The sequence below is a fragment of the Candidatus Spongiisocius sp. genome (assembly GCF_965221825.1).
Lineage (GTDB): Bacteria > Actinomycetota > Acidimicrobiia > Spongiisociales > Spongiisociaceae > Spongiisocius.
In genome coordinates this window covers 2,623,624-2,646,249 of record NZ_OZ244917.1, presented here as the reverse complement: position 1 = coordinate 2,646,249, position 22,626 = coordinate 2,623,624, and the positions used below count along the sequence as shown (strand labels likewise).

Below are 22,626 nucleotides of genomic sequence, written 5' to 3'. Positions count from 1 at the left end.
GATGACTGAACCCGCATCCGCCGGCGTTGTTGCCGACATGACCGAGCGGGCCCCCGAGCCCCCGCCCACCGGGCCGTGGCGCTGGATGAGGGAGAACCTCTTCTCGGGCCACACCTGGGGCCAGATCGCCTTCAACTCCTTCCTCACCCTGGTCTTCGCCCTGGTCCTCCTCAACATCCTGCGGTTCATCACCTCGTACCTCTTCGCTCCGGAACGCAAGTGGGCAGCGGTCACCCACAATGCGAAGCTGCTGATGGTTCAGGCTTTCCCGCAGGACGACCTGATCCGGATCTGGATGTCCCTGGGCATATTCATAGTGCTGGTGGTCTGGTCCCTGGCGTCCTGGAAGGTGGGAGGACGGCTCGAGTTCGCCACCTTCGCGGGAGGTTTGAGGAGCGGCGCTGTCCTGGTGGCGGTGACGGCGATCATGCACCACGCAGCCGAGGCGCGCACCTTCGGGATTCCCATCCTGCAATTCGACTCGCCCGCCGCCTGGAGCAACGTACGTGCCTGGATACTCGTCGCCGCCGTCCTGGCGGCCGTCCTGGCCCACTTCGCCGTCCGGTGGGGCCGCGCCGCGGCTGCGCCACCGACGATCCCGATACTGGCCGTGCCGGTGATGATCATGGCGGCGGTGGCCGCGCTCCTATGGACCGTGGAGCTCCCGGTTCCGTTGGGCCAGTTCGACCAGACCATCGCACCGATAGCCGCCACCACCGCCCGTCCGTGGACGATCCTGTTCGCGCTGGCCGTGGCCGCCTATCCCCTCGGGGTCGCGGTCGAAGGCATCTGGCCCCGCGCCTTCCGACGGTTCCTGATCTCGGCCTGGCTCCTTTCCTATCCGGTGATCATCTTCATCATCCAGCGCAACCCGGTCCTCGACTGGTCCGACATGATCCTGCTAATGGCCGTAGCGCTGGGCGCCGGAGCGCTCCGGGTGCTGATCGCTCTGCCCAGAGGGCCGACCGGCGCCGCGGTGGTGGCAGCTATCGGGCTGGTGATAGCCGCCCTGCCATTGGCTTCCGGAGAGGAACCGCTCTGGGTCGCCGCGGCGTTGGTGATCATCGGGTTGGCGACACTGATCGCCGCTCTGACGATACGGGAGCCGGTGGTGATGGTCAGGACGTCGGCTGGGGGCCTGGTGCTGGCCTGCCTGTTGATCTGGCTCGTCCCGATGCCGTTCCTCTACCGGATCATGGTCATCGCCTTCACCCTGTTCCTGCTAGCAACGCCCACCGTCGGACGAACGCAGCGGGGAAGGGCCAACCTGGTCCGGGTCTGGGTAGCGGCCACGCTGCTGGTAGTGGTGGCGTTCCGGCTGGGGGCCACGTTCGTTGACGGCTCGAGCCTGACCATCTTCCTGCGCTCGGATGTCGTCTCCATCGTCCTGGCAACTGTGCTGGGCGGCGGCGCGCTCTGGGTCCTGGGCCTACCCCCCAAAGGGCGCGCCGTCAACGCGATAGTGGCGGCCATGGGGCTGATGGCGGCCGCCCTGCCATTCGCCTCCGCGGAGGAGCCGCTCTGGCTCACTGTGGGGTTGGTGCTGACCGGGCTAGCGATAGTGACCGCCGCCTTCACGATCGAGGAGCCGGTGGAAATGGTTCGCGCGTCAGCGGCGGGCCTGACGGTGGTATGCCTGCTGATCTGGTTCATCCCGATGCCGTTCCTCTACCGGACACTGATCGTCGCCTTCACCCTGTTCCTGCTGGTGACACCCACCTTCGGGGGAACGGAGGGGGGACGGACCAACCTGGTGCGAGCCTGGACAGTCGTTTCGGTGCTGATAGTGGTGGCATTCCGGCTCGGCGCCACCAGCACGTCCCTCGAGTTCCAGGGAACCACCTTCCTCGGCGGTTTCAACCTGACCATCCTTCTGGCCGTCAGCGGTATCGCTCTCTCCCTGCCCGTCGGTCTGGTCCTCGCCCTGGCGCGAACCTCCTCGATGCCCATCTTCCGCCTGCTGTCCACCGGATACATCGAACTGGTCCGTAGCGTGCCGATGATCACCTGGCTGTTCTTCGGCTCGGCCATGCTGACCGCCTTCCTTCCCGCCGGAGTGGAGTTCGACGAGATCGTCCGGATCGTCGCGGCCATCACGATCTTCAACTCGGCCTACGTGGCGGAGAACATCAGGGGAGGATTGCAGGCCATCGACCGGGGCCAGTACGAGGCGGCCAGGGCTGCGGGCCTGAGCATCGTCCAGTCCACCTCGCTGGTGATCCTGCCCCAGGCGGTGCGGACGGTGATCCCGGCGCTCGTCGGATCGATCATCGTCGCCTTCAAGGACACCTCGCTGGTGGCCATAATCGGACTGGCCGACATCCTGCTGATCGCACGCAGCTTCATACCCCAGCAGAGCGATCCCAACTTCCAGGGCACCCTGCCCCAGATGATGTTCTTCATGGCGTTGTTCTACTGGATAGTTACCTTCACGATCTCGAAGCTGAGCATGCGCTACGAGCGCAGCCTCGGCCTTGGAGAACGCTGATGGCCGGACCACTAGGGAGGATGTAGTGACCACCAACGGATCTCAGGCGATCATCTGCGAAGACGTCAAGAAGTGGTTCGGTGACTTCCAAGCCCTGAGCGGGGTGACAACCTCCATCGGCTGGGGTGAGGTGGTGGTGGTGATCGGACCCTCCGGCTCCGGCAAGTCCACCTTCATCCGCTGCATCAACCGCCTCGAGGCCCACCAGGCGGGGCGGATCGTGGTGGACGGGATGGAGTTGACCAACGATCTCCGCAACATCGACGCCATCCGCCGCGAGGTCGGCATGGTCTTCCAGCAGTTCAACCTGTTCCCCCATCTCACGGTGCTGCAGAACATCACCCTGGCGCCGATCTGGGCGCGCAACCGGACCCGGTCGGCTTCCGAGGCCTCCGCCATGAAGCTGCTCGAGCGGGTAGGCATACCCGAGCAGGCCGGCAAGTATCCGGGCCAGCTGTCGGGAGGCCAGCAACAGCGGGTTGCCATAGCCCGGGCCCTGGCCATGAACCCCAAGATCATGCTCTTCGACGAGCCCACCTCGGCGCTCGACCCCGAGATGATCAAGGAAGTCCTGGACGTGATGAAGGAGCTGGCCGAGTCGGGCATGACGATGATCGTGGTCACCCACGAGATGGGCTTCGCCCGGGAGGTGGCCGATCGCGTGCTCTTCTTCGACTTCGGCATGGTGGTGGAGGAAGGCACGCCGGAACACTTCTTCCACAACCCCCAACACGACCGCACCAAGCTGTTCCTCAGCCAAATTCTTTAGTGATCGTGGTCGGTCTGCGTTGCGGCGGCGTGCTCTGGACCACCCCCAACGCCTCTGGCTGCGTCCTGCCTCCTCAACGTACCCTGCGGGTACGCCTTCGTCAGCAGTCCTTGCCATAGACGCCGCTGGCGGCGCCATATCCCACCGCCACCCCACCGACCAACCACGGGAACCCGCGATAACAAACGAGCGCGCACAGCGTGAACACCCCTTATTTGGTGTGTAGTTGTTGGTTGTAGTTACTAGTTGTGATCGATGGTAAGCAGCTACTAGTAGAGCAACCAGCAACTAGCCGCTAGTTCCGCAGTCTCCGCTGATCGCCGCGACCTTGGTTGCGCTTCCGGGCTGGTATCTCGCCCTCAGCCAATAGCCCAAGATTGGGCGACCCAGAGACCAGCCACAAGAGGACGTGGGTATCGAGAAGGATCACGCTCGAGGGGGAAGGTCAGGGTTCAGCACCCGGTCGGGATTGCTGATGGCTTCCCACTCCTCGGCTGCGAGGGCAGGTGACACTATGTCGCCGACGATCCGGATCTGATCCCGGTAACGACCCAACATTTGCGGTTTCGGGCTCTCCGCGGGCACCAACCGCCACACCGGTTTGCCGTGCTTGGTGATCAGAATCTCCTCGCCGGTCTCGGCTACCTGATCTATCAGAGCCAAGCACCGGTCTTTGAACTCGCCTGCCGGGATCGTCCGAGTTCTCGCCGACATGCCACAAACCTCCCACGACGGCACCCGTGATTATGCCCATGGCTAATCGCTATGGGCATATAGCCGGCCTGGGAGGGTGCTCGCGCCCTCGCCCAAGGCAACCGGCGCCTTCCTTGAACATCTCCGCCGATCAGCGCGACCGCAGTTGCGCCTCCGAGCTGGCATGCATACTCTCCGTGTACATCTTCATGGGGAGGGTGCAGGTTCGATGGCAAGAGTCAATCTCGTGATCTCGGACGACGACCGCGACCGGTTCGTCTGTCAAGCGCGGAGGAAAGGCATGACGCTGAGTGCCTGGATTACGGCCGCGGCTCGCGAGCGACTCGAGAAAGCCCATAGAGCCAGGCCCTTCGAGTCACCGGAAGATGTAGAGGAGTTCTTTCGCGCTAGCGACAAGGCAGCAGGCCCGGGACCGGAACCGGACTGGAAGGATCATCTGGACGTGATCGACCGGTCCCGCAGGCATGGCGTGCCCGGTACATGAGCCCGCGACCTGTGCCATCTGGCCGGTTGTAGGAGACGGGGCGTGAGCGTGGTCATGACCTTCGATCGAGCCCTCCGTGCCGTCACCGAGCGGCCGGACGCGTCGCTGTAAGCGTACTTCGGGCTTTCCACCAGAGCCGGGCCCGGCTCAAGCCCGCGGCCCGGCTACCGGATGAAATGTCCCGAATCCACCAGTGGAAGCCGGGCCTGTATCCGAGGGTCGGGTGATTCTCTCACGGCGTTCTCCTATACGGAACAACGTTGGGCCTACAGCCTATGAATTATTACTGTGAGTAATAATTCTGCGGTCGGAGACCCACGGATGGACCCGACCGGGCGATTGGAAGGAGGTGAATCATGAGACCGTCTGATGATCGGCCCCGGCCAGACAGACTGCTTTGGGGCCTGCTCAGGCTGATGATGGGGTGGATCTTCTTGTGGCCATTCCTCGACAAGGTGTTCGGGTTGGGCTTCGCGACGGAGCAGGGTTCGGGTTGGATCGACGGCTCCAGCCCGACCTTCGGGTTCCTCGAGTTCGGAACGCGGGGTCCGTTCAAGGACATCTTCCAGCCGATGGCAGGGAACGTGTTGGCCGATTGGCTGTTCATGATCGGGCTGCTGGGAATCGGCGTAGCCCTGGTGCTGGGAATCGGGGTCCGCATAGCCTCGGTGGCGGGTGCCGTCATGCTCGTCTTGATGTGGCTGGCGGCGCTCTGGCCCGAGCACAACCCGTTCCTGGACGACCACCTCATTTACGCCTTCGTGCTGGTCGGCGTGTACGTGACCGACGCCGGTCGCTACATCGGCTTCGGCAAGCCCTGGGGCGAGTCGGCGCTGGTCCGGACGAGGCCGTTCCTGAAGTAGCGGAGCACTAACGGCCACTCGGACAGGCGGGGCCCGGGATGATCCCGGGCCCCGCCGCCGCTTGCTCCTTAGTCGGCTAAAGGATCAGGCTGCGCCTCCACCGGCAGTGGACCCGGCGCCCTCCTTGAGCAGCTCGCCGATGGCCGCCACCGAACCCAGCAACCCCGACGTGTCGAGTGGCAGGAATATCTTGGTGGCCTGACCGTCTGCGATGCCCTGCAGCGCCTCCAGGTAGCGGATGGCGATCAGGTCGGGGGTCGGATCGCCGTTGTGGATCGCCAGGAAAACCCGCTCGATGGCCTGGCCTTCACCCTCGGCCACCGTGAGCTTCTGGTACTTGTCGGCGTCGGCAACCCGCTTGATGGCCTCCGCCTCACCTTCGGCCCGCAGGATGGCGGACTCCTTCACACCCTCCGCCTTGAGGATGGCCGACCTCTTCTCGCCCTCGGCTTCCGTCACGACCGCCCGGCGGGACCGCTCCGCCTTCATCTGGCGATGCATGGCGTCGGTCACGTCCGGGGGAGGCTCGATTCGCTGGATCTCGACCCGCACCACCCGGGTTCCCCACTTGTCGGTGGCGTCGTCGAGTATCTGGCGCAGCTTGCCGTTGATGAGCTCGCGAGACACCAGCGCCGCGTCGAGTTGGAGATCGCCGACCACGTTACGCAGGTTGGTCTGCGCCAGCTTGGTGACGGCCAGGATGAAGTTGCCCACCGCATACTTGAGCTTCACCGGATCGGTAGCCTCGAAGTAGATCACCGCGTCCACCGTGACCACCACGTTGTCCTTGGTGATGACCTCCTGCGGCGGCACGTCCACCACCTGCTCCCTCATGTCGACCTTCAACATTCGCTGCACGAACGGGATCACGAACCGGAGCCCGGGCGGAACGGTCCTCTTGTACTTGCCGAGGAACTCGATCAGACCCTGTTCGTAAGGTCGCACGATCCGGAACCCGGCCGCTGCGATCAGTAATACCGCCACTGCAATGACGGCCAGAAGCAATACGCCCGCTACCTCCATCGGATTTCCTTTCTATGTTTGGTCTCTATGAGTCGTTGTCGTCTGTCTGGAGTTCTCTGACTACCAGGCGGGTACCTCGAAGGGCCACGACTTCCACTGTCATACCCTCTGCAATTGGCTTGCCCTCGGTGGTGGCCCGCCATTCCTCCGCCTCCACCCTGATCATCCCGGTGTTGGCGCCGGTGTCGACCGTCTCCAGCACCAGCGCTTCCATCCCGACGTAGCGGCCGGGACCCACGACCAGCCCTCCGTCCTCATCCTGGGCTCTCATGAAGCGGCGTATGTAGAGCATGGACAGCCCCGTGCCAACGAAGAAGAGCAGCCACTGGACGATATCGGCCACGCCTATCCACGCGGCCACGGCGGCGAGGCCGGCGCCGATCGCGAACGGGAGCAGGAAGAACCCGGCCGTGACGATCTCCCCGATACCCATCAGCAGGGCCAGGCCGGTCCACACCCATATCCAGACTTCGTTGTCCATCATCGTCTCCAGTCTCCATGCGAGGAAGGCGCGCGCCGTCACGAGCGATCACCACACCATTGCCCCGTTTACCCTTGCTCCCGCAAGTCCTGCCGTCAACTCGCTCCAGGGCGCTCTCTGAGGATACTGATGCTGCGTCCGTACCTAGGAGCGTCCGCCCGCTGCGGGCCAACGCGTCCGCCTCTATCCAGCACCCTTCTAGACTGGCGTACAGGATGTATGGACCCCTGAACGGTGTACGGGTAGCGCTCGTGACGCTGGCGGTGCTGGCAGCGCTGGGCGCCGCCATCCTCGGGCACTGGATAGTCACCCTGGTCCTGGGTGCCGGGGTCGCCCTCCACGGCCTCGGCTGGCTCTACCTAGCCCAACAGGCCAAGATCGGATCTGAAGAACCCCGCTGAAGCACCCCGTTCACCGCGGGACACGAGGATCCGCCCATCGTCCCGCTCAACCCCATGGGACAGCCCTCACCCCCGGCCTTGATCAACCTCGGCGCGGTACTCTCCGATCAGGGCTCCCACATCATCGGGTCCGATTCCCTTGGCCCTTGCCTGCTGCTCCCCGTACCCCAGAAGCTGTCTCCATTCACATTCCTCGATGTAGCGCCGCACTGCCCGTCGCAGGAGTTCGCCTCTGGTGCATCCTTGCTCGTTCGTCAGCCGGTCCACCCGTTCAGCCAATTCGGTGGACAGGGAGAAGGTAAGCGTCTTCGTCGTCCGAGCCATCGGCGCCTCCGTCGACCGGTCTTGGCCTCAGTAGTAGCGGGGGAAGCGCGAGAAGTCCTTGGGGCGCTTCTCCACGAAGGCGTCCCGGCCCTCCTGGGCCTCTTCGGTCATGTAGCCGAGGCGGGTGGCCTCTCCGGCAAAGACCTGCTGGCCCACCAGGCCGTCATCGATCAGGTTGAAGGCGAACTTGAGCATCCGCTGCGACATGGGGCTCTTGGAGTTGATGATCCCTGCCCACTCCAGCGCGGTGGTCTCCAGGTCCGCATGGGGCACCACCTTGTTGACCATCCCCATGTCGAAGGCTTCGGTGGCGGAGTAGTCGGCGCCCAGGAAGAAGATCTCCCGGGCCCGCTTCTGGCCGACCATGCGGGTCAGGTATGCCGAGCCGAACCCGGCGTCGTACGAGGCCACGTCGGAGTCGGTCTGCTTGAAGACGGCGTGCTCACCCGAGGCCAGGGTCAGATCGCACACCACGTGGAGGCTGTGGCCGCCCCCTACCGCCCAACCCGGCACCACCGCGATGACCACCTTGGGCATGAACCGGATCAGGCGCTGGACCTCGAGGATGTGGAGCCTGCCCAGCCGGGCTGGGTCGATGTCCGCGGCGCGCTCACCCTCGGCGTACATGTAACCGGCCTTGCCTCGGATGCGCTGGTCCCCGCCCGAGGAGAACGCCCAACCACCATCCTTGGGAGACGGACCGTTACCGGTCAGCAGGACGGTCCCCACGTCGCTCCACTGCCGGGCATGATCGAGGGCGACATAGAGCTCGTCCACCGTCTGCGGGCGGAAGGCGTTGCGCACTTCGGGTCGATCGAAGGCCACCCGTACCGTTCCCTGATCGACCGCCCGGTGGTACGTGATGTCATCGAAGGAGAGGCCTTCGACCGGGCGCCAGGCGTGCGGATCGAATAGCTCGGAGACCATCAGCAGCGAGGTACGGCGCCCGGGGCGCCCGCCCGGCAGGCGATCCGGACCCCGTGTGCCGCCACCGCGGCCGCTTGGTCATCCTGGTTCTGGTACTGGGGGGTGTCGAAACGGGGGGTGCGATGATCCACCGGCTCCAGGGCCTCTTCCTTCCACGGCGCCGTCCACCCGTAGCCCAGGTCCACGATTCCCGGCTGTTCCATGGTCTCGAACAGCGCCAGGGCGTCGCGCATGATCGACCGCTGCAGCTCCGGCCGGTCAGGCGGTCCGCAGGTGTGGCCGAGCGGGAAGTCGGTGAACGCCGCCCGCGGCGGGTTGGCCGACTTGGTGATCGAGTGGGCGCTGGTCATCGACAGGGTGGGCACACCCTTGGCCTCGATCGCCCTGCTGACCAGTCCAACTGACTGGTGGCACACCGGTCAGACCGGCACCAGCAGCACCGCATCGACCTCCATTTCGAGGGTGCGGTCCACCAGAGCCGGGATCAATTCGGAGGCCAGCCGGCGCTGCGAGTAGATGCCACCCATGAAGGTGAGCGCGAGAGGCGCCAGCTCCCCCACCGTGCCCTCGGCGACCAGGGAACGAAGGGTGTCGATCGGGAAGACCACGTTGGGATCCCGCCGGGCGGCCGCCGGATCGAAGGCAAAGTGGGTAACCCGGACCTCGGAGGTGTCCACATCGGTGGGTATCTCCCGATGGGTCACGTCATCGCGGTGGGTGAAAGCCACCTGCCCGCGCCGGTAGATGCCGCCGGAGGCGACCAACCCCAGCCGGGATTCCGAAAGCGGCTTGCCGAGCGCGGCCCACGACGGCGGATCCTCGTTGAGGGCCCAGCGATAGGGCTGGTAACCCTGCGCGGCGTAGGTCTCCCTGGTTTGGGCTATGTAGTCGATCGGTCTGCGGTCGGGCTCGGCCATGGGCCCGATTGTAGGACGTTAGGGTCAGGCATTATGTGGAAGGTTCCGGAGCCAAACTCGGTGCAGAGTGTTCCCATGGAGGACGGCACCCGGACCACCCTTCGTCGCCACGGGAATCCCTCGGGTCAACGGCTCGTTATGAGCCACGGCAACGGGCTGGCCATTGACCTCTATCTACCCTTCTGGTCGATCTTGGCAAGAGATTTCGATCTCATAATCTATGATCTGCGCAATCATGGCTGGAATAACGTAGGGCACATCGGGTATCACAACATACCCACCTTTATAAAGGACCATGATCAGATTCTGGAAGCCATAGATAGTGTTTTCGGCCGGAAACCAACGATAGGCATCTTCCATTCGCTGTCCGGCCTGGTGAGCCTCCTGTCACCTACAAGGGGGAGCGGCTTCGCCGCACGGATCCTGCTGGATCCCCCCCTATGCACGCCTGGCAGGAGCTACGAGGAGTTCGACATGGCCGCCTCGCAGACAGCTGCCATGGCGCGCCGTCGCACGAACCGGTTCAGCTCGTACGATCAGTTCGCGGACTTGCTCGGCTTCGCGCCTGCCTTTGCTCAGGTAGTCCCCGGGGTACTTGACCTGATGGCGAGGACGACCCTCCGCAAGGAGAGCGCCGGCGATATGTACACGCTCAGATGTCCCCGAGAATACGAGGCACGGATAATCGACTACGCAAGCTCGTACTCGGTGCTGGTTGACTTCAACAATCTCGCCTGCCCCACCAAGGTCTTAGGGGCTGACCCGCTGGTGCCGTACTCTTACCTACCCACCCTCGACCTCAGCCACATAATGAGCGTCGATTACGACTTTCTCCCGGACGCCACTCATTTTCTTCCACTCGAGCGGCCGGAAGAATGTGCGGCGATGGCACGAGAGTTCATCGACTCGCTCGGCACTGCTTAGGCATCCGATCCGGGAGGTGGTACGCGCCCGCCGACCACAGCCGGACGAACTCACTAGCCCGAGGGACCCCGGGATGTGAGCCTTTTCTACGCTGATGTTCGGAGCTTATGCGGCCTTGCCGTCCAGGAAGCCCACGACTTCGCTCAGTGTCTTGAGGGAGGTGCACTCCTCAACGGTGAATTCGACGCTGAACTCTTGGGACACCAGCTTGGCCAGGGCAACGATATCCATCGAGGAGACGCCGGAATCGATCAGGCTGATGTTCAAATCATCCGGAATGGAAAGAGGCTGTCCATCAACCTCTATATTCTCGTTGACCAGAGTCGTAAGCCGTTCTGCGGTAGATGCCATGGATGATGTGCCCTTCAGATCGCGTGCTGTCTTGGCCAGTATACAGTAGCCGTTATGGCCAATCCAGACCGACCGGCGGCCGGGCAGCCCATAGCAATCGTTGGTATGGCGTGCCGGTTCCCCGGCGCGGACAACCTGGAGTCCTTCTGGCAGGTCCTGGCGGAGGGCCGCAACACCGTGACGGAGGGAATCCCCGGTTCCGGTGGCGTACGTCTGACTGATCTGTTCGACGACCCCGAGCGTCGGAACGAAGCATGCCGTTTCGGCGCTTTCGTAGAGGGAATCGACCTGTTCGACGCCGCCTTCTTCCGTATCTCCCCGGTCGAGGCGGAACTCCTGGACCCGCAGCAGCGCATGATGCTGGAGGTGAGTTGGCAGGCGCTCGAGGACGCCGGCATAGATCCGGCCCGGCTGAGCGGGACCCGCACGGGTGTCTACACCGGGATCAGCAACGACGAGTACCGGATGATGGTCGTGGACGCGCTCAAGCCCAGCGAGGCGGCCGCATGCCTCTACGCCCTCAGCGGGACCAACCTGAACGGCGCCAGCGGCCGGGTCTCCTACGTCCTGGGATTGATGGGGCCGGCGAAGGCGGTGGACGCGGCCTGCGCGTCGTCCCTGGTGGCGGCGCACGACGCGGTTGCGGACCTCCAGCAGGGCAAGGCGGATCTGGCCATCGTGGGCGGTGTCCAGGCCATCATCAACACGCGGATCTATGAACTGAGAGCGGACGCGATGATGCTGTCCCCCGACGGGCAGTGCAAGGCCTTCGATGCCTCCGCCAACGGTTACGTGCGGGGCGAGGGTTGTGGCGTGGTCGTCCTGAAGCGGCTGAGCGAGGCTGAGGCCGATGGCGACCGGATTTGGGCGGTCATCCGGGGTGCGGCGGTCAACCACGGGGGCGCCAGTACCGGCCTCACGGTCCCCCACACACCCGCGCTGGAACAGGTCATGGAGACAGCCCTATCGGATGCGGGCGTCCGTTCGTCGGAGATCGACTACCTGGAGGCCCACGGCACCGGGACCTCGGTGGGAGATCCGATCGAGATCGATGCCGTGGCCAACGTCTTCGGACCGGAACGCGGGCCCGGCCGGCCGCTGCTCATCGGTTCTGTCAAGACCAACATCGGCCATCTCGAGTCGGCCGCCGGAATCGCCGGACTGATCAAGGCGGCGCTGGTGGTGAACCGGGGCGTGATCCCGGAGCACCTGCACTTCCGCGATCCCCACCCGGGCGTCGACTGGGATCGGCTACCCCTGCAGGTCACCTCATCCCGCATGGACTGGCCGAGCGACCGCCCGGGCCGGCGGCTGGCGGGGGTGAACTCCTTCGGGATATCCGGCACGAACGCCCACATCGTCGTGGAGGAGCCTCGCGACCCGGACGGCGAGCGCGGCCGCGAACCCCAAACAGCGGGCGCCGCGCAGGTCGTGCCGGTATCACTGCCGCCACCGGTGGCCGGGATCCCGTTGCCGCCGGAAGGCCTTGGAGATCGCCGGACCCGGCTCCTGCCCGTGTCCGCCAAGTCCGGAAACGCTCTCGGCGAGCTTGCGAAGCGGTACCTGTCGTGGCTCGACGATCGCACCCCGGAGTCGGGCCTGGCGGACATGGCCTGGACGGCGGGCATCGGCCGCAGTCACTTCGATCACCGGGCCGGGATCGCCTTCACGGACGCCGTATCTTTGCGAGCGAGGTTGGCTGCCCTATCGGAGGACGGCGAGGGTTCGGAGCCCCGCGCCGCCACCAGGGTGGCTTTCGTCTACACGGGGCAGGGCAGCCAGTGGGCCGGTATGGGTCGGGACCTGTACCAGACCGAGCCGGTGGCGAGGGCGGTGCTGGATCGGTGCGAGGAGGTATTCCGCGAGGCTAGGGGGGCCTCGCTGCTGGACGTGATGTTCGGTCGACCTTCGGCCGAGGGAGATCTGGGCGACACGGCTTGGGAGCAGCCTGCCCTCTACGCACTGGAGTGCGCGCTGACCGCGCTCTGGTCCAGTGCCGGCGTCCGCCCGAGTGTGGTGATGGGGCACAGCGTGGGAGAGTTGGCCGCGGCGCAGGCCGCCGGGGTATTCAGCCTGGAGGACGGGATGAGGTTCGCCGCGGCGCGAGGCTCCCTGCTGTCCGGGACCGCTCCCGGCGCCATGGCTGCGGTCTTCGCCCCGGCGGAACGGGTCGAGTCGGTAGTCGGAAGGCTGGACGGGTCATCAAGCGGCGCCGGTGTGAGCGTGTCGGCCTACAACGGCGCCCACCAGGTGATCAGCGGTCCTGCTTCGGGGATCGATACCCTCCTGGACCGTTTCGAATCGGAGGGAATCCGGGCCAGACGCCTGAACACCACCAGGGCCTTCCACAGCGCCCTCGTGGAGCCGGCCCTCGACCAGCTGGAAGCCGCTCTGGACGGCGTGGCTATCCAGGCCCCGGCCGTTCCGGTGATCAGCAACCTCACGGGTGGACCGGTCGACCCCGGCATGGCATTGGACGGTTCCTACTGGAGGCGCCATGCGCGGCAGGCGGTGGCGTTTGCCCGCGGGGTCGAAGCACTGGAGGATCTCGACGTCGACCTGGTGGTGGAGATAGGCCCGCACGCGGTGCTGGGTCCGATGGTGACGCTGGCATGGCCCGACCAGGCGAATGGGCGGAACGCCTCGGAGGCCCCAACCGTGCTGGCCGGCATGCGGCGGCCGCGCCGGGACGGTTCGTCCTCCGAACCGGCTACCGGCTTCGTCGATGCGGTGGCGGAAGCCTATGCAGCCGGGCTGGAGATCTCCTTCGAAGGGCTGTTCGCCGGGGAGACACGCCGCCGGGTCTCCCTGCCGGGCTACCCGTTCCAGCGCGAGCGCTACTGGCTGGAGCCGTCGAAACGCCGGCGTGCGGATGACGGCCACCCCTTGCTGGGGCTGCGGTACGAGTCGGCGCGAGGCCAGGTCACCTTCGAGACGGAAGTGTTCCCGTCGGATCCGGCCTGGCTGGAGGACCACCGGGTCTTCGGCAGGCTGGTGGCGCCCGGCGCGCTGTACGGCGCCATGGCGGCGACCGCTTCCCTCGCCGAGGGAAGCGACTCGGTGGTGATGCAGGACATGCAGCTGCACAACCCGCTGGTCTTCGCGGAGCCGAACTCCGCGAACGGCGCGGGAGAAGAAGGCCGGAAGATGCAGGTCGTGCTCGACGATCCCGAACAATCATCGTCGCGCCGTGTCCAGATATACAGCAAGGGATCCGAGAATGAGTGGACGCTGCACGTCGAAGGGCGCGTGTTGCCGGGCGCCCCACCGCTGGAATCCGGCGCAAAGATCGATCTGGAGGAACTCAGAGCCCGAATGGCCCCGGCCGATGTGCCTGCCTACTACCGCGCCAAAGCCGATACCGGAATCGATCTCGGTCCGTCGTTCCAGACGCTGGGGAGGGTCTGGTCCGGTCCCGGCGAGGCCGTAGGCGAGGTGCTCCTGCCCGAAGTGCTGGGCCGCAACCGCCTGGACGTTCATCCGCTGGTCCTCGACGGCTGCTTCCAGGTGGTGGGGATAGCCCGCAACATGGCCGGAGGTCCGGACGAGGCGACCTACCTGCCGTTCGGCTGGGACGGGTTGTGGCTTGACGGGCGGCTTCCCGACCGGGTGTTCTGCCACGTGCGCATGGGCGCGGCCCCCCAGGGCGCCGAGACGGAATCGGGCGAAACGCCGGAGGTCCTCAGCGGCGAGATGCGCATCTACGACCCCAACGGGGCTCTCATCGGCAGGCTGGACGGCTACACGGTCAAGCGCGCCACCAAGGCGGCGTTGCTGTCGGCCTTCGAAGGCGTGGAAGACCTGCTCTACGAAGTCGTCTGGCGCGATCGCTCCCTCGAGTCGGGACTGAAGCCGGCGGACTTCTTTTCCACCCCTGCAGCGGTGGCGGCCGGCTCGGGGTTGTTCCCCGAATACCTGTCGGAGGCCGGAGTCGATCCCGAGAGCAGGAACGGCCTGCTGGCGGACCTGGAGCGGTGGTCACGTTCCTACGCGCTCTTCAACCTGGAGAAGCTCGGTTGGCGCCGGACACCGGGCGAGGTCGTCGACCCCGAGGAGCTGAGGCAGCGGCTGGGTGTCATCCCCGAACACCGGCGCCTCTTCCGCCGGATGCTCGAAATGCTGGCCAGGTCCGGGATCCTGGCGGAGGGAGACGATGGATTCACGGTGTTGCTGGGACCCGACGACCCGTTGCCGGAGGACCTACCCCCCGACCCCGAGGGGTTTGCCGACCGGATGGCCGGCCTGTACTCCCACGGCCAGACCGAGGTCGGGTTGTTCCGCCGGTCCGGCAGCGCTCTGGCCGACGTGCTGCTCGGTCAGGCGGACCCGCTGACGCTCCTCTTCAGCAGTGGAGAACCCACCGCGGCCGATCTGTACCTGAAGGCGCCGGTGGCCCGCGCCGCCAACGCCTTGCTGCGGGACGCGGTCCGGACACTCCTGGCCCGGCTACCGGAGGGACGGAGGCTGCGGGTGGTCGAGATCGGGGCGGGCACCGGTTCGGCCACGGCGTCGGTGTTGCCGGAGCTTCCCGCCGGACGGTTCGAATACGCGTACACGGACATCTCGGCCGGGTTCTTCGCCGAAGCGGAGGAGAGGTTCGGCGACGGAGACGGGTGCATCGAGTACCGGCCGCTGGACATCGAGAAGGATCCTGTCGCCCAGGGTTTCACCTCCCACGGCTACGACCTGATCATCGCCTCCAACGTGCTGCACGCCACCCGGTACCTCGAGGAGACGCTGGGCCACTGCCGGACCCTGCTCGCCCCGTCGGGCCAGCTGGTGGCGCTCGAAAACCTGCGCGGCCTCGGCTGGATGGATCTCACCTTCGGCCAGCTGGACGGCTGGTGGCGGTTCGCCGACGAGCACTACCGCCCCCATCACGCGCTGGCTACCCCCGACGTATGGCGTCGCGCCCTCGGGGATGCGGGTTTCGAAGGGGTGGAGGTCCTGGGGGTAGACGACTCCTTCTCGTTCGAGATGCTGGACAAGGGCGTGATCGTGGCCCAGGGCCCGGAGCAGGTGGAGGAGCCTCCAGGCGTGTGGGTCGTGACCTCTTCCGGCGACGGCCTCGCGCAAGAACTCGCGGAGGAGTTGGCGGCGCGGAACCAGACCGTCGTCATGGCCGGCGGCCGGTTGCCGGACGGCGAGGAGCCGGCCGCGGTAGGGACGCAGGTCATCCGGAGAGCCCTGGACGCGGAGAGCAGGGAGTCGTGGAGAACGCTTGTCGAGGGCCTGCCCCGGGATGTGCCCTTCAACGGCGTCGTGCACCTGCAAGGCCTCGAAGGACGCGGAGCGGAGGCAACCACCGCCGAGATGGCGGAGGACGTCCGGCAAGCCGGATCGAGCGCCCTCGCCCTGGTGCAGGGCGTGGCCGACTCCGCTTCCATACCGGCCAACGGTCTGTGGTTCGTCACCCGCGGGGCACAGGTGCTGGAGCGGGAACGGCTCGGCGAGCTGTCCGGCTCGATCCTTTGGGGTCTGGGCAAGGTGGTGGCACTGGAAGCCCCCCACCTGCAAGCGCGCATGATCGACCTGGACCCCGGCCTCCCGGACCGGATGTCCGACCTCGTGGACGAATTGCTGTATCCCGACCACGAAAACCACATCGCCCACCGCTCGGGACGCCGCCTGGCCGCACGCCTGGTCCGGCCCGACACCGTGGCGGGTCGGCTGGTCCTGCCCGAGGAGCCGAACTGGGTCCTGGAACCGGACCGGGACGGCGTGTTCGACAGGCCGCAGATCAAGCTGCTGCCGGCTCGCTCGCTGGCGCCCAGGGAAGTCCGGGTGGCGGTCGAAGCCGCCGGTCTCAACTTCTGGGACGTCTTCCGTTCGCTCGGCTTCATAGAGGAGGGGAATCTGGGCCGGGAGCTGTGTGGGTACGTCGTCGACACCGGCTCCGAGGTCTCCAACGTCGCCGTCGGTGACCACGTGGTGGGGCTCGGATTCGGCGCCTTCGCACCCGAGATGGTCACGCACGAGGAGTTGGTGGCGCCGGCGCCCGAAGGCGTGTCCCCCTCCGCTCTGGCCACCGTTCCCAGCGCGTTCGTGTCGGCCGCCCTCTCGTTCCATCTCTCCGGACTGGAGGAGGGCGAGCGGGTCCTGATCCACGCCGGGGCGGGCGGGGTAGGCACGGCCGCCATCCAGCTCGCACAGGCCGCCGGTGCGGAGGTTTTCGCCACGGCCAGCCTTCCGAAGCACGACTTCGTCCGTTCGCTGGGCGTCGAGCACGTGTACGACAGCCGCCAGACCGCGTTCGGCGACCAGATCCTGGAGGACAGCGGGGGCGAGGGCGTTCACGTGCTGCTGAACAGCCTCACCAGCGAGGGCTTCATCGAGGCCGGCCTGGCGTGCCTGGCGGAGGGTGGCCGTTTCGTCGAGTTGGCCCGGAGGGACATCCTGACCCACGAAGAGATGGCAGCGGTGCGCCCGGACGTGGCCTACGACATCCTGGAGCTCGACGTGCTCAAGAAGACCGACCCGGAGTGGGTGGGGGAGGTCCTGCGAGAGGTGATGGGGCAGCTGTCGGCGGGCGTGCTGGAGCCGCTCATCCACAGCCGGTGGCCATTGGCCGAGGCGGGACCTGCGCTGGGGTTCATGCGAGCGGCCCGGCACCTCGGAAAGATCGTGGTGACTGCGAATCCCCTCGCCCGTGGTCGGCTGCGGCAGGATCGCACTTACCTGGTCACCGGCGGGCTGGGCGGCATCGGCTGCGCCGTGGCCGGCTGGCTGGCGGACCGCGGCGCCGGAACCATCGTGCTGAACGGGCGCCGGGATCCCGATGCCGAGGCACGGGAAACCATCGACGCCTTGCGCAGGAGGGGGATCAGGGTCGAAGTCGAGCTGGCCGATGTGACGGACATCACGGCGCTCGACGCGATGCTGGCGCGCATGGATGCGGAGTTGCCTCCGCTCGGGGGCGTCATCCACAGCGTGGGGGTACTGTCGGACGCGGCGCTTACCAACCAGACCTGGGAGAGCTTCGAGCGGGTGCTCCGGCCGAAGATCGTCGGGGCTTGGCACCTGCACCGGGCAACGCGGGGGCTCGATCTGGACCTCTTCATCCTGTTCTCCAGCCGGGTCGGCGTCATGGGCAACCCCGGCCAAGCCAACCACGCCGCCGCCAATGCCTTCCTGGACCAGCTCGCCGGGCACCGCCGTGCCAGGGGCCTTCCAGGACAGGCCATTGCCTGGGGCGCGTGGTCGGAGATCGGCGAGGCGGCCGAACAACGGGAACGGATCGAGCAGCGACGGGCGGCGCTCGGCGGTCGCTGGTTCACGCCGCAGCAAGGCATCCGGACTCTTGAGAGGCTGGTACGCCAGGACAGCACCAACTCGGTGGTCATGTCGATGGACTGGTCAGTGTTCGAGGAGGCCGTCGAGGAACGGCCGCCCCTGCTGGAGGACATGCTGTCCTCGGATGCCGGCGACGCAGCCGACGCCTCCACGGTGGAGGACATAGTCTCCAGGCTGGGAGCCACCCCTCCCGCCGACCACGAGGAGGTACTGGGCGCCTTCCTGGCCGAGCAGGTGCAGGCGGTGCTCAGGTTGCCCAAGGCGCCGTCGCCCAAGGTCGGATTCTTCGATCTGGGCATGGACTCCCTCATGGCCGTCGAGCTGCGCAACCGCCTCAACCGTGCGTTTGAAGGCGAGTACGTCGCCTCCAACACCGTCGTCTTCGACTACCCGGACATCGAGAGCATGTCGCGCCACCTCGCCGAAGAACTCGGCGAGCTCGCGGTGGCCGGCGAGGCTTCCCCATCGCCCGAGATCCCCGAACCGGAGCCCCCGGTTCCGGTCCGGAGCGGCGACGACGGGATCGCGGTGGTCGGTATGGCCTGCCGCTTTCCCGGCGCGAGCGATCTGGCGGCATTCTGGGAACTGCTGGAGAGCGGCGTCGATGCGGTAACCGACGGACGCCAGGACGCCGGGTCATGGAGCGGCGCGGTCGGGGACCCCGATGCGGAGGACATCGCCTACCGGCGGGGCGCCTTCGTCGATGGAATCGACTGGTTCGACTCGCGGTTCTTCCGGATCTCCCCGATCGAGGCGCAGCTGATGGATCCTCAGCAGCGCATGCTGCTCGAGACCACCTGGCAAGCCCTGGAGGACGCCGGTCTGGACCCGGACGAGCTCAGGGGCAGCCGAACGGGTGTCTACGCCGGAATCGGAACCAGCGAGTACCGGGACCTGATCGCAGCCGGCAGCAGGGCCGACAGCTACCTCGGGACCACCGGAAGCGTGGCCGTGGGTCGGATCGCGTTCGCCCTTGGTCTCGAAGGGCCGGCCATGCCGGTCGACATGGCCTGCGCGTCGTCGCTGGCCGCCGTGCATCAGGCGGTGGTGGGCCTCCAGCGGGGTGAGGTGGACATGGCGCTGGCGGGCGGCGTGAACGTGGTCCTCTCACCGCCGATCTCCAGGTTCATGATGGATGTCGGGATGCTGTCCCCCACCGGGCGGTGCAGTCCCTTCGACGCCTCCGCAGACGGTTACGTACGCGGCGAGGGTTGCGGAATGGTGGTGCTGAAGCGGCTGAGCGATGCGGAGGTCGACGGCGACCGGATATGGGCCGTCATACGAGGGTCGGCGGTCAACCAGAACGGCGCCAGCGCGGGCCTGACGGTGCCGAACGGCCCGGCCCAGGAGCGCATCATGAAGGAAGCCCTAGCCCAGGCGGGCGTGGCGCCGTCCCGGGTGGACTATCTGGAATCCCACGCCACCGGCTCGCAGCTGGGCGACCCGATCGAGTTGAACGCCGCGGCCGCGGTGTACGGTGACGGACGGGCCCGTGACCGTCCTCTGCTGGTCGGATCGGTGAAGTCGAACATCGGCCACGCTGAGTGGGCAGCCGGGATCGCCGCTTTCATCAAGACCGTTCTCTCGATGAGTCAGGGGGTCATTCCCCCTCTCCTGCACCTGCGGGACCCGAACCCTCACGTCGAATGGGATCGGATACCTGTGCAGCTCACGTCGGAGAGGGCGAAGTGGCCCACCGATTCCGGTCGTCCGCCCCTGGCGGGCGTCAACGCGTTCGGCCTGTCGGGGACCAACGCGCACGTCCTGGTGGAGGGCTACGGCCCGGTGGCGGATGCTCCGGCGGCAGGCAACGGCATCCGACCCCCGGAAGGCGGACCCGAACCGGTACCCGTGTCCCTTCCGGAACCGGCTGACCGCCGGCCGGCATCGAGCGAGACCTTTGGGGGTCGTCCTGCTCGCCTGTTACCGCTCTCGGGGAAGTCGGCGAGGGCGGTCCGAGATCTGGCCAGGTCTTACCTGGCCTGGCTGGACGGCCAGGAAGGCTCCGCCTCCGACCCCGCTCTGTCCGACCTGGCCTGGACCGCCGGCACGGGCCGGAGTCACTTTCCCCACCGCGCCGGGCTGGTATTCGGGGATGCCGGGCAGCTCCGGCAAGGCCTGCGAAGCCTGGCCGCAAGCCATGAAGGCCCCGACCGGGATGTACGGGATGGACCGACCCGGGTCGCGTTCGCCTATACCGGGCAGTTTGGCCTACGGGGCAAGCCGGCGGAGGGCCTCTACCGGAGCGAGCCCGTGGCTCGAGCCGTGCTGGACCGTTGCGAAGAGGCGTTGAGGGAAGACCTCGACGTGTCACTGCTCGACACGATGTTCGGTCAACCCGGCGTTGAGCACGATCCGGCTTTGACACACCCGCTCGCCTACGCGTTCGCATGCGCGCTGACCGCGCAGTGGGCGAGCATAGGCATCCGCCCGAGTGCGGTCGTGGGAAGCGGCCCGGGATTGCCGGCCGCGGCGCAGGCGGCCGGCGCGCTCGGTTTGGAGGATGGCTTGCGGCTCGCGACGGCGCTCGGCGTCTGGCAGAGGACACGCTCGGGACCGGATCCGCAAGCGGTCCTGAAGGGTTTGGAGGAGGCACTCGCCGGTGTCACGCTCTCGGAGCCATCCGTCTCCCTGGTCAGCGGCGCGAGCGGCCGGGTGGTGGAGTCGATCGGCGAGCTCGAGATCGCCTACTGGCTGCGGCACGCCACCGAACCGGCCGGATTCTCCGGCTGCGGCCGGACGCTGGACCGGCTCGGAGTGGATGTGGTAGTAGAAGTCGGTCTCGACGCGATGGGGCGTCGAGGGATCGGTGAGGCCTGGCCGGTGGCCGCAGAGGCGCCGGCCGTGCTACCTGCCCTGGTGAGCCCACCCGGTGATGGTGAACCGCCAGGACTCGATGACGGGTTCGTTCGGGCTGTCGCGGGTGCCTACGAGGCCGGGTTGGACGTCTCGTTCGCCGGACTGTTCGCGGGCGAGGTCCGGCGAAGGATCGCTCTCCCCACGTACCCCTTCCAGCGCCGGCGGCACTGGATATAACCCGAGCCGGTCGCGAATGTAGCGCTCTGTAGTAATGTAGTGGTCTGTAGTAATGTAGGACTTTGTAGTAATGCAGTAGCTACAGACTTCGCAGGCGGTGAGGAAAACCCCCGTGCCATCGTTAATTAGGGTATATTCACGCTATACACGTTCGTTTGTTGTCCCGAGTCCCCCGTGGTTGGTCTGTGTGGCGGCGGTGGGATATGGCGCCGGCAGCGGCGTCTATGGCAAGGACTGCTGACGAAGGCGTACCCGCAGGGTACGTTGAGGAGGCAGGACGCAGCCAGAGGCGTCGACGGCGGTCCACACCACGCCATCCCCCACGCAGACCACCGTGGTCGGTCTGTGGCGCGGCGGTGGGATATGGCGCCGGCAGCGGCGTCTATGGCAAGGACTGCTGACGAAGGCGTACCCGCAGGGTACGTTGAGGAGGCAGGACGCAGCCAGAGGCGTCGATGGCGGTCCAGATCACGCCGACCGCAACACAGGCCGACCACGATTAACTAATCCCTTCGTCCCGACCTTCGGCACCTCCCCTCCCCTACTGGCGGGCAGGAGTGGGGTCATCACCCGATTCGAAAGGGCCCTGCGCCAAGGGCCGACCCATCCCGACTACACGCTATTGCTAACCGGACGCCGCGGGTATGGCAAGACCGTCCTGTTGAACTCGGCCGAGGTGGTCGCCAGGGACAACGGGTGGAGCGTCGTGTCCCTGAGCGCCTCATCGGGTACGTTTCGCAACGAGTTACTCAGTATCGTCGGCGACATCCTTCCTGATGACGGGTCGAAGCTTCGCCTGTCCTCCGTACAGGTCTTCGGTGTGGGTGGGTCGGTGGAGCGCCATCCTTCTCCGCCTGTCTCCATACCTCCCCTCATACGTACCGCTCTTACCGCGGGCGCCGATCATATGGCCGCGCAGGGTGCCGGGTTGCTGGTGACTGTTGATGAGCTCCAGGCCGGGGATCCTGCAGAGATGCGAGAGTTCGCCACGGCCCTCCAGCATGTAACACGCCGGGAGCTGAGACCGCTTGCCTTCGTCGGCGCCGCGCTTCCGGAGGTGGAGGACACGTTGCTCGCCGACACGGGCATGACCTTCTTCCAGCGATGTGCCCGTGCTTCGCTGGGTGCGCTCTCCGTGGACGACACTCTTCTGGCCCTCGAAGGTCCGATCCGGGACAGCGGCGGCCATATCGACGCCGACGCACTAGCGCTGGCGGTGGACTACGCGGCGGGATTCCCGTTCATGGTGCAGCTGGTCGGGTTCCACAGTTGGGACATCTGCGACGATCCGGCGGCAAGCATCGCCCTCAGGGACGTCGAAGCCGGCATGTTCGAGGCCTTGGCGGTTCTCACTGAGCAGATCGTCCGACCTGTATGGAAGGCACTCTCGCCCGTTGACAAGGAGTTTCTATTCGCGATGGCGCTGGACGACACGGTGTCGCACGTAGCAGACATCGCAGACCGCCTCGGCAAGGACGGCAACTACGTCAACTACTACCGGAGGCGGCTGTTACGGACGGGAGTCGTTGCGACAGAGGGGCGCGGGAGGCTCCGCTTCGCCCATCCTGTCATGCGCGATTGGCTGCTCGATCCTTCCTTTGGGGGTTACGCCCCGTTTTGAGACGAAGGCG

15 protein-coding genes are annotated in these 22,626 nt (G+C 66.4%); 7 read left to right on the top strand and 8 right to left on the bottom strand.

Features of this window, described 5'->3' with window-relative positions; translation table 11 throughout:
* Nucleotide 1 precedes the first annotated feature (1 nt).
* Both ACOQPD_RS12320 and ACOQPD_RS12315 read left to right on the top strand, forming a co-directional pair.
* A complete protein-coding gene (locus ACOQPD_RS12320; protein ID WP_420612252.1) occupies nt 2-2,488 on the top strand; it encodes an ABC transporter permease subunit in 2,487 nt (828 codons plus the stop codon).
* Between the two features lie 25 nt (nt 2,489-2,513).
* A complete protein-coding gene (locus ACOQPD_RS12315; protein ID WP_420612251.1) occupies nt 2,514-3,257 on the top strand; it encodes an amino acid ABC transporter ATP-binding protein in 744 nt (247 codons plus the stop codon).
* A 426-nt stretch (nt 3,258-3,683) separates the two neighbouring features.
* Here ACOQPD_RS12315 and ACOQPD_RS12310 read toward each other — a convergent pair whose 3' ends face one another.
* A complete protein-coding gene (locus tag ACOQPD_RS12310; protein WP_420612250.1) occupies nt 3,684-3,971 on the bottom strand; it encodes a type II toxin-antitoxin system Phd/YefM family antitoxin in 288 nt (95 codons plus the stop codon).
* 840 nt (nt 3,972-4,811) lie between these two features.
* On the opposite strand from ACOQPD_RS12310, the gene ACOQPD_RS12305 reads away from it, so the two are divergent.
* A complete protein-coding gene (locus ACOQPD_RS12305; RefSeq protein WP_420612249.1) occupies nt 4,812-5,318 on the top strand; it encodes a DoxX family protein in 507 nt (168 codons plus the stop codon).
* Nucleotides 5,319-5,402: 84 nt separating this feature from the next.
* Here the strand turns inward: ACOQPD_RS12305 and ACOQPD_RS12300 are convergent, their stop codons facing one another.
* Both ACOQPD_RS12300 and ACOQPD_RS12295 read right to left on the bottom strand, forming a co-directional pair.
* The gene (locus ACOQPD_RS12300; protein WP_420612248.1) at nt 5,403-6,341 is read right to left on the bottom strand and encodes an SPFH domain-containing protein; all 939 of its coding nucleotides are present in this window, start codon (nt 6,339-6,341) and stop codon (nt 5,403-5,405) included.
* 25 nt (nt 6,342-6,366) lie between these two features.
* The gene (locus ACOQPD_RS12295; protein ID WP_420612247.1) at nt 6,367-6,825 is read right to left on the bottom strand and encodes an NfeD family protein; all 459 of its coding nucleotides are present in this window, start codon (nt 6,823-6,825) and stop codon (nt 6,367-6,369) included.
* A gap of 212 nt (nt 6,826-7,037) precedes the next feature.
* Between ACOQPD_RS12295 and ACOQPD_RS12290 the strand changes: the two genes are divergently transcribed.
* Nucleotides 7,038-7,223: a hypothetical protein gene (locus ACOQPD_RS12290; protein WP_420612246.1), complete on the top strand. Its 186-nt coding sequence runs from the start codon at nt 7,038-7,040 to the stop codon at nt 7,221-7,223.
* A 66-nt stretch (nt 7,224-7,289) separates the two neighbouring features.
* Here the strand turns inward: ACOQPD_RS12290 and ACOQPD_RS12285 are convergent, their stop codons facing one another.
* Genes ACOQPD_RS12285 through ACOQPD_RS12270 form a run of 4 tightly spaced genes read right to left on the bottom strand, consistent with a single transcriptional unit; the run spans nt 7,290 to nt 9,391 of the window.
* Entirely contained in the window at nt 7,290-7,547 is a 258-nt protein-coding gene (locus tag ACOQPD_RS12285) for a CopG family ribbon-helix-helix protein (protein ID WP_420612245.1), read from the bottom strand.
* Between the two features lie 27 nt (nt 7,548-7,574).
* Nucleotides 7,575-8,474: a 1,4-dihydroxy-2-naphthoyl-CoA synthase gene (locus ACOQPD_RS12280; protein WP_420612244.1), complete on the bottom strand. Its 900-nt coding sequence runs from the start codon at nt 8,472-8,474 to the stop codon at nt 7,575-7,577.
* Nucleotides 8,474-8,839 carry a hypothetical protein gene (locus ACOQPD_RS12275; RefSeq protein WP_420612243.1) on the bottom strand — a complete coding sequence of 122 codons (366 nt, stop codon included), beginning with the start codon at nt 8,837-8,839 and terminating at the stop codon, nt 8,474-8,476. The genes ACOQPD_RS12280 and ACOQPD_RS12275 overlap by 1 nt, the downstream gene beginning before the upstream one ends.
* Nucleotides 8,840-8,893: 54 nt before the next feature.
* Nucleotides 8,894-9,391, bottom strand: a complete 498-nt coding sequence (locus ACOQPD_RS12270) for a glycine/sarcosine/betaine reductase selenoprotein B family protein (RefSeq protein ID WP_420612242.1) — start codon at nt 9,389-9,391, stop codon at nt 8,894-8,896.
* A gap of 60 nt (nt 9,392-9,451) precedes the next feature.
* Here ACOQPD_RS12270 and ACOQPD_RS12265 point away from each other — a divergent pair, with 60 nt between their 5' ends.
* On the top strand, nt 9,452-10,315 hold the full coding sequence (locus ACOQPD_RS12265; protein ID WP_420612241.1) for an alpha/beta fold hydrolase: 864 nt from the start codon (nt 9,452-9,454) through the stop codon (nt 10,313-10,315).
* A gap of 105 nt (nt 10,316-10,420) precedes the next feature.
* Here the strand turns inward: ACOQPD_RS12265 and ACOQPD_RS12260 are convergent, their stop codons facing one another.
* Complete coding sequence (locus tag ACOQPD_RS12260) at nt 10,421-10,666, bottom strand: phosphopantetheine-binding protein (protein ID WP_420612240.1); 246 nt, start codon at nt 10,664-10,666, stop codon at nt 10,421-10,423.
* 54 nt (nt 10,667-10,720) lie between these two features.
* Here ACOQPD_RS12260 and ACOQPD_RS12255 point away from each other — a divergent pair, with 54 nt between their 5' ends.
* A complete protein-coding gene (locus tag ACOQPD_RS12255; RefSeq protein WP_420612239.1) occupies nt 10,721-20,995 on the top strand; it encodes an SDR family NAD(P)-dependent oxidoreductase in 10,275 nt (3,424 codons plus the stop codon).
* A gap of 661 nt (nt 20,996-21,656) precedes the next feature.
* The gene (locus ACOQPD_RS12250) at nt 21,657-22,616 is read left to right on the top strand and encodes a hypothetical protein (RefSeq protein WP_420612238.1); all 960 of its coding nucleotides are present in this window, start codon (nt 21,657-21,659) and stop codon (nt 22,614-22,616) included.
* Nucleotides 22,617-22,626 lie beyond the last annotated feature (10 nt).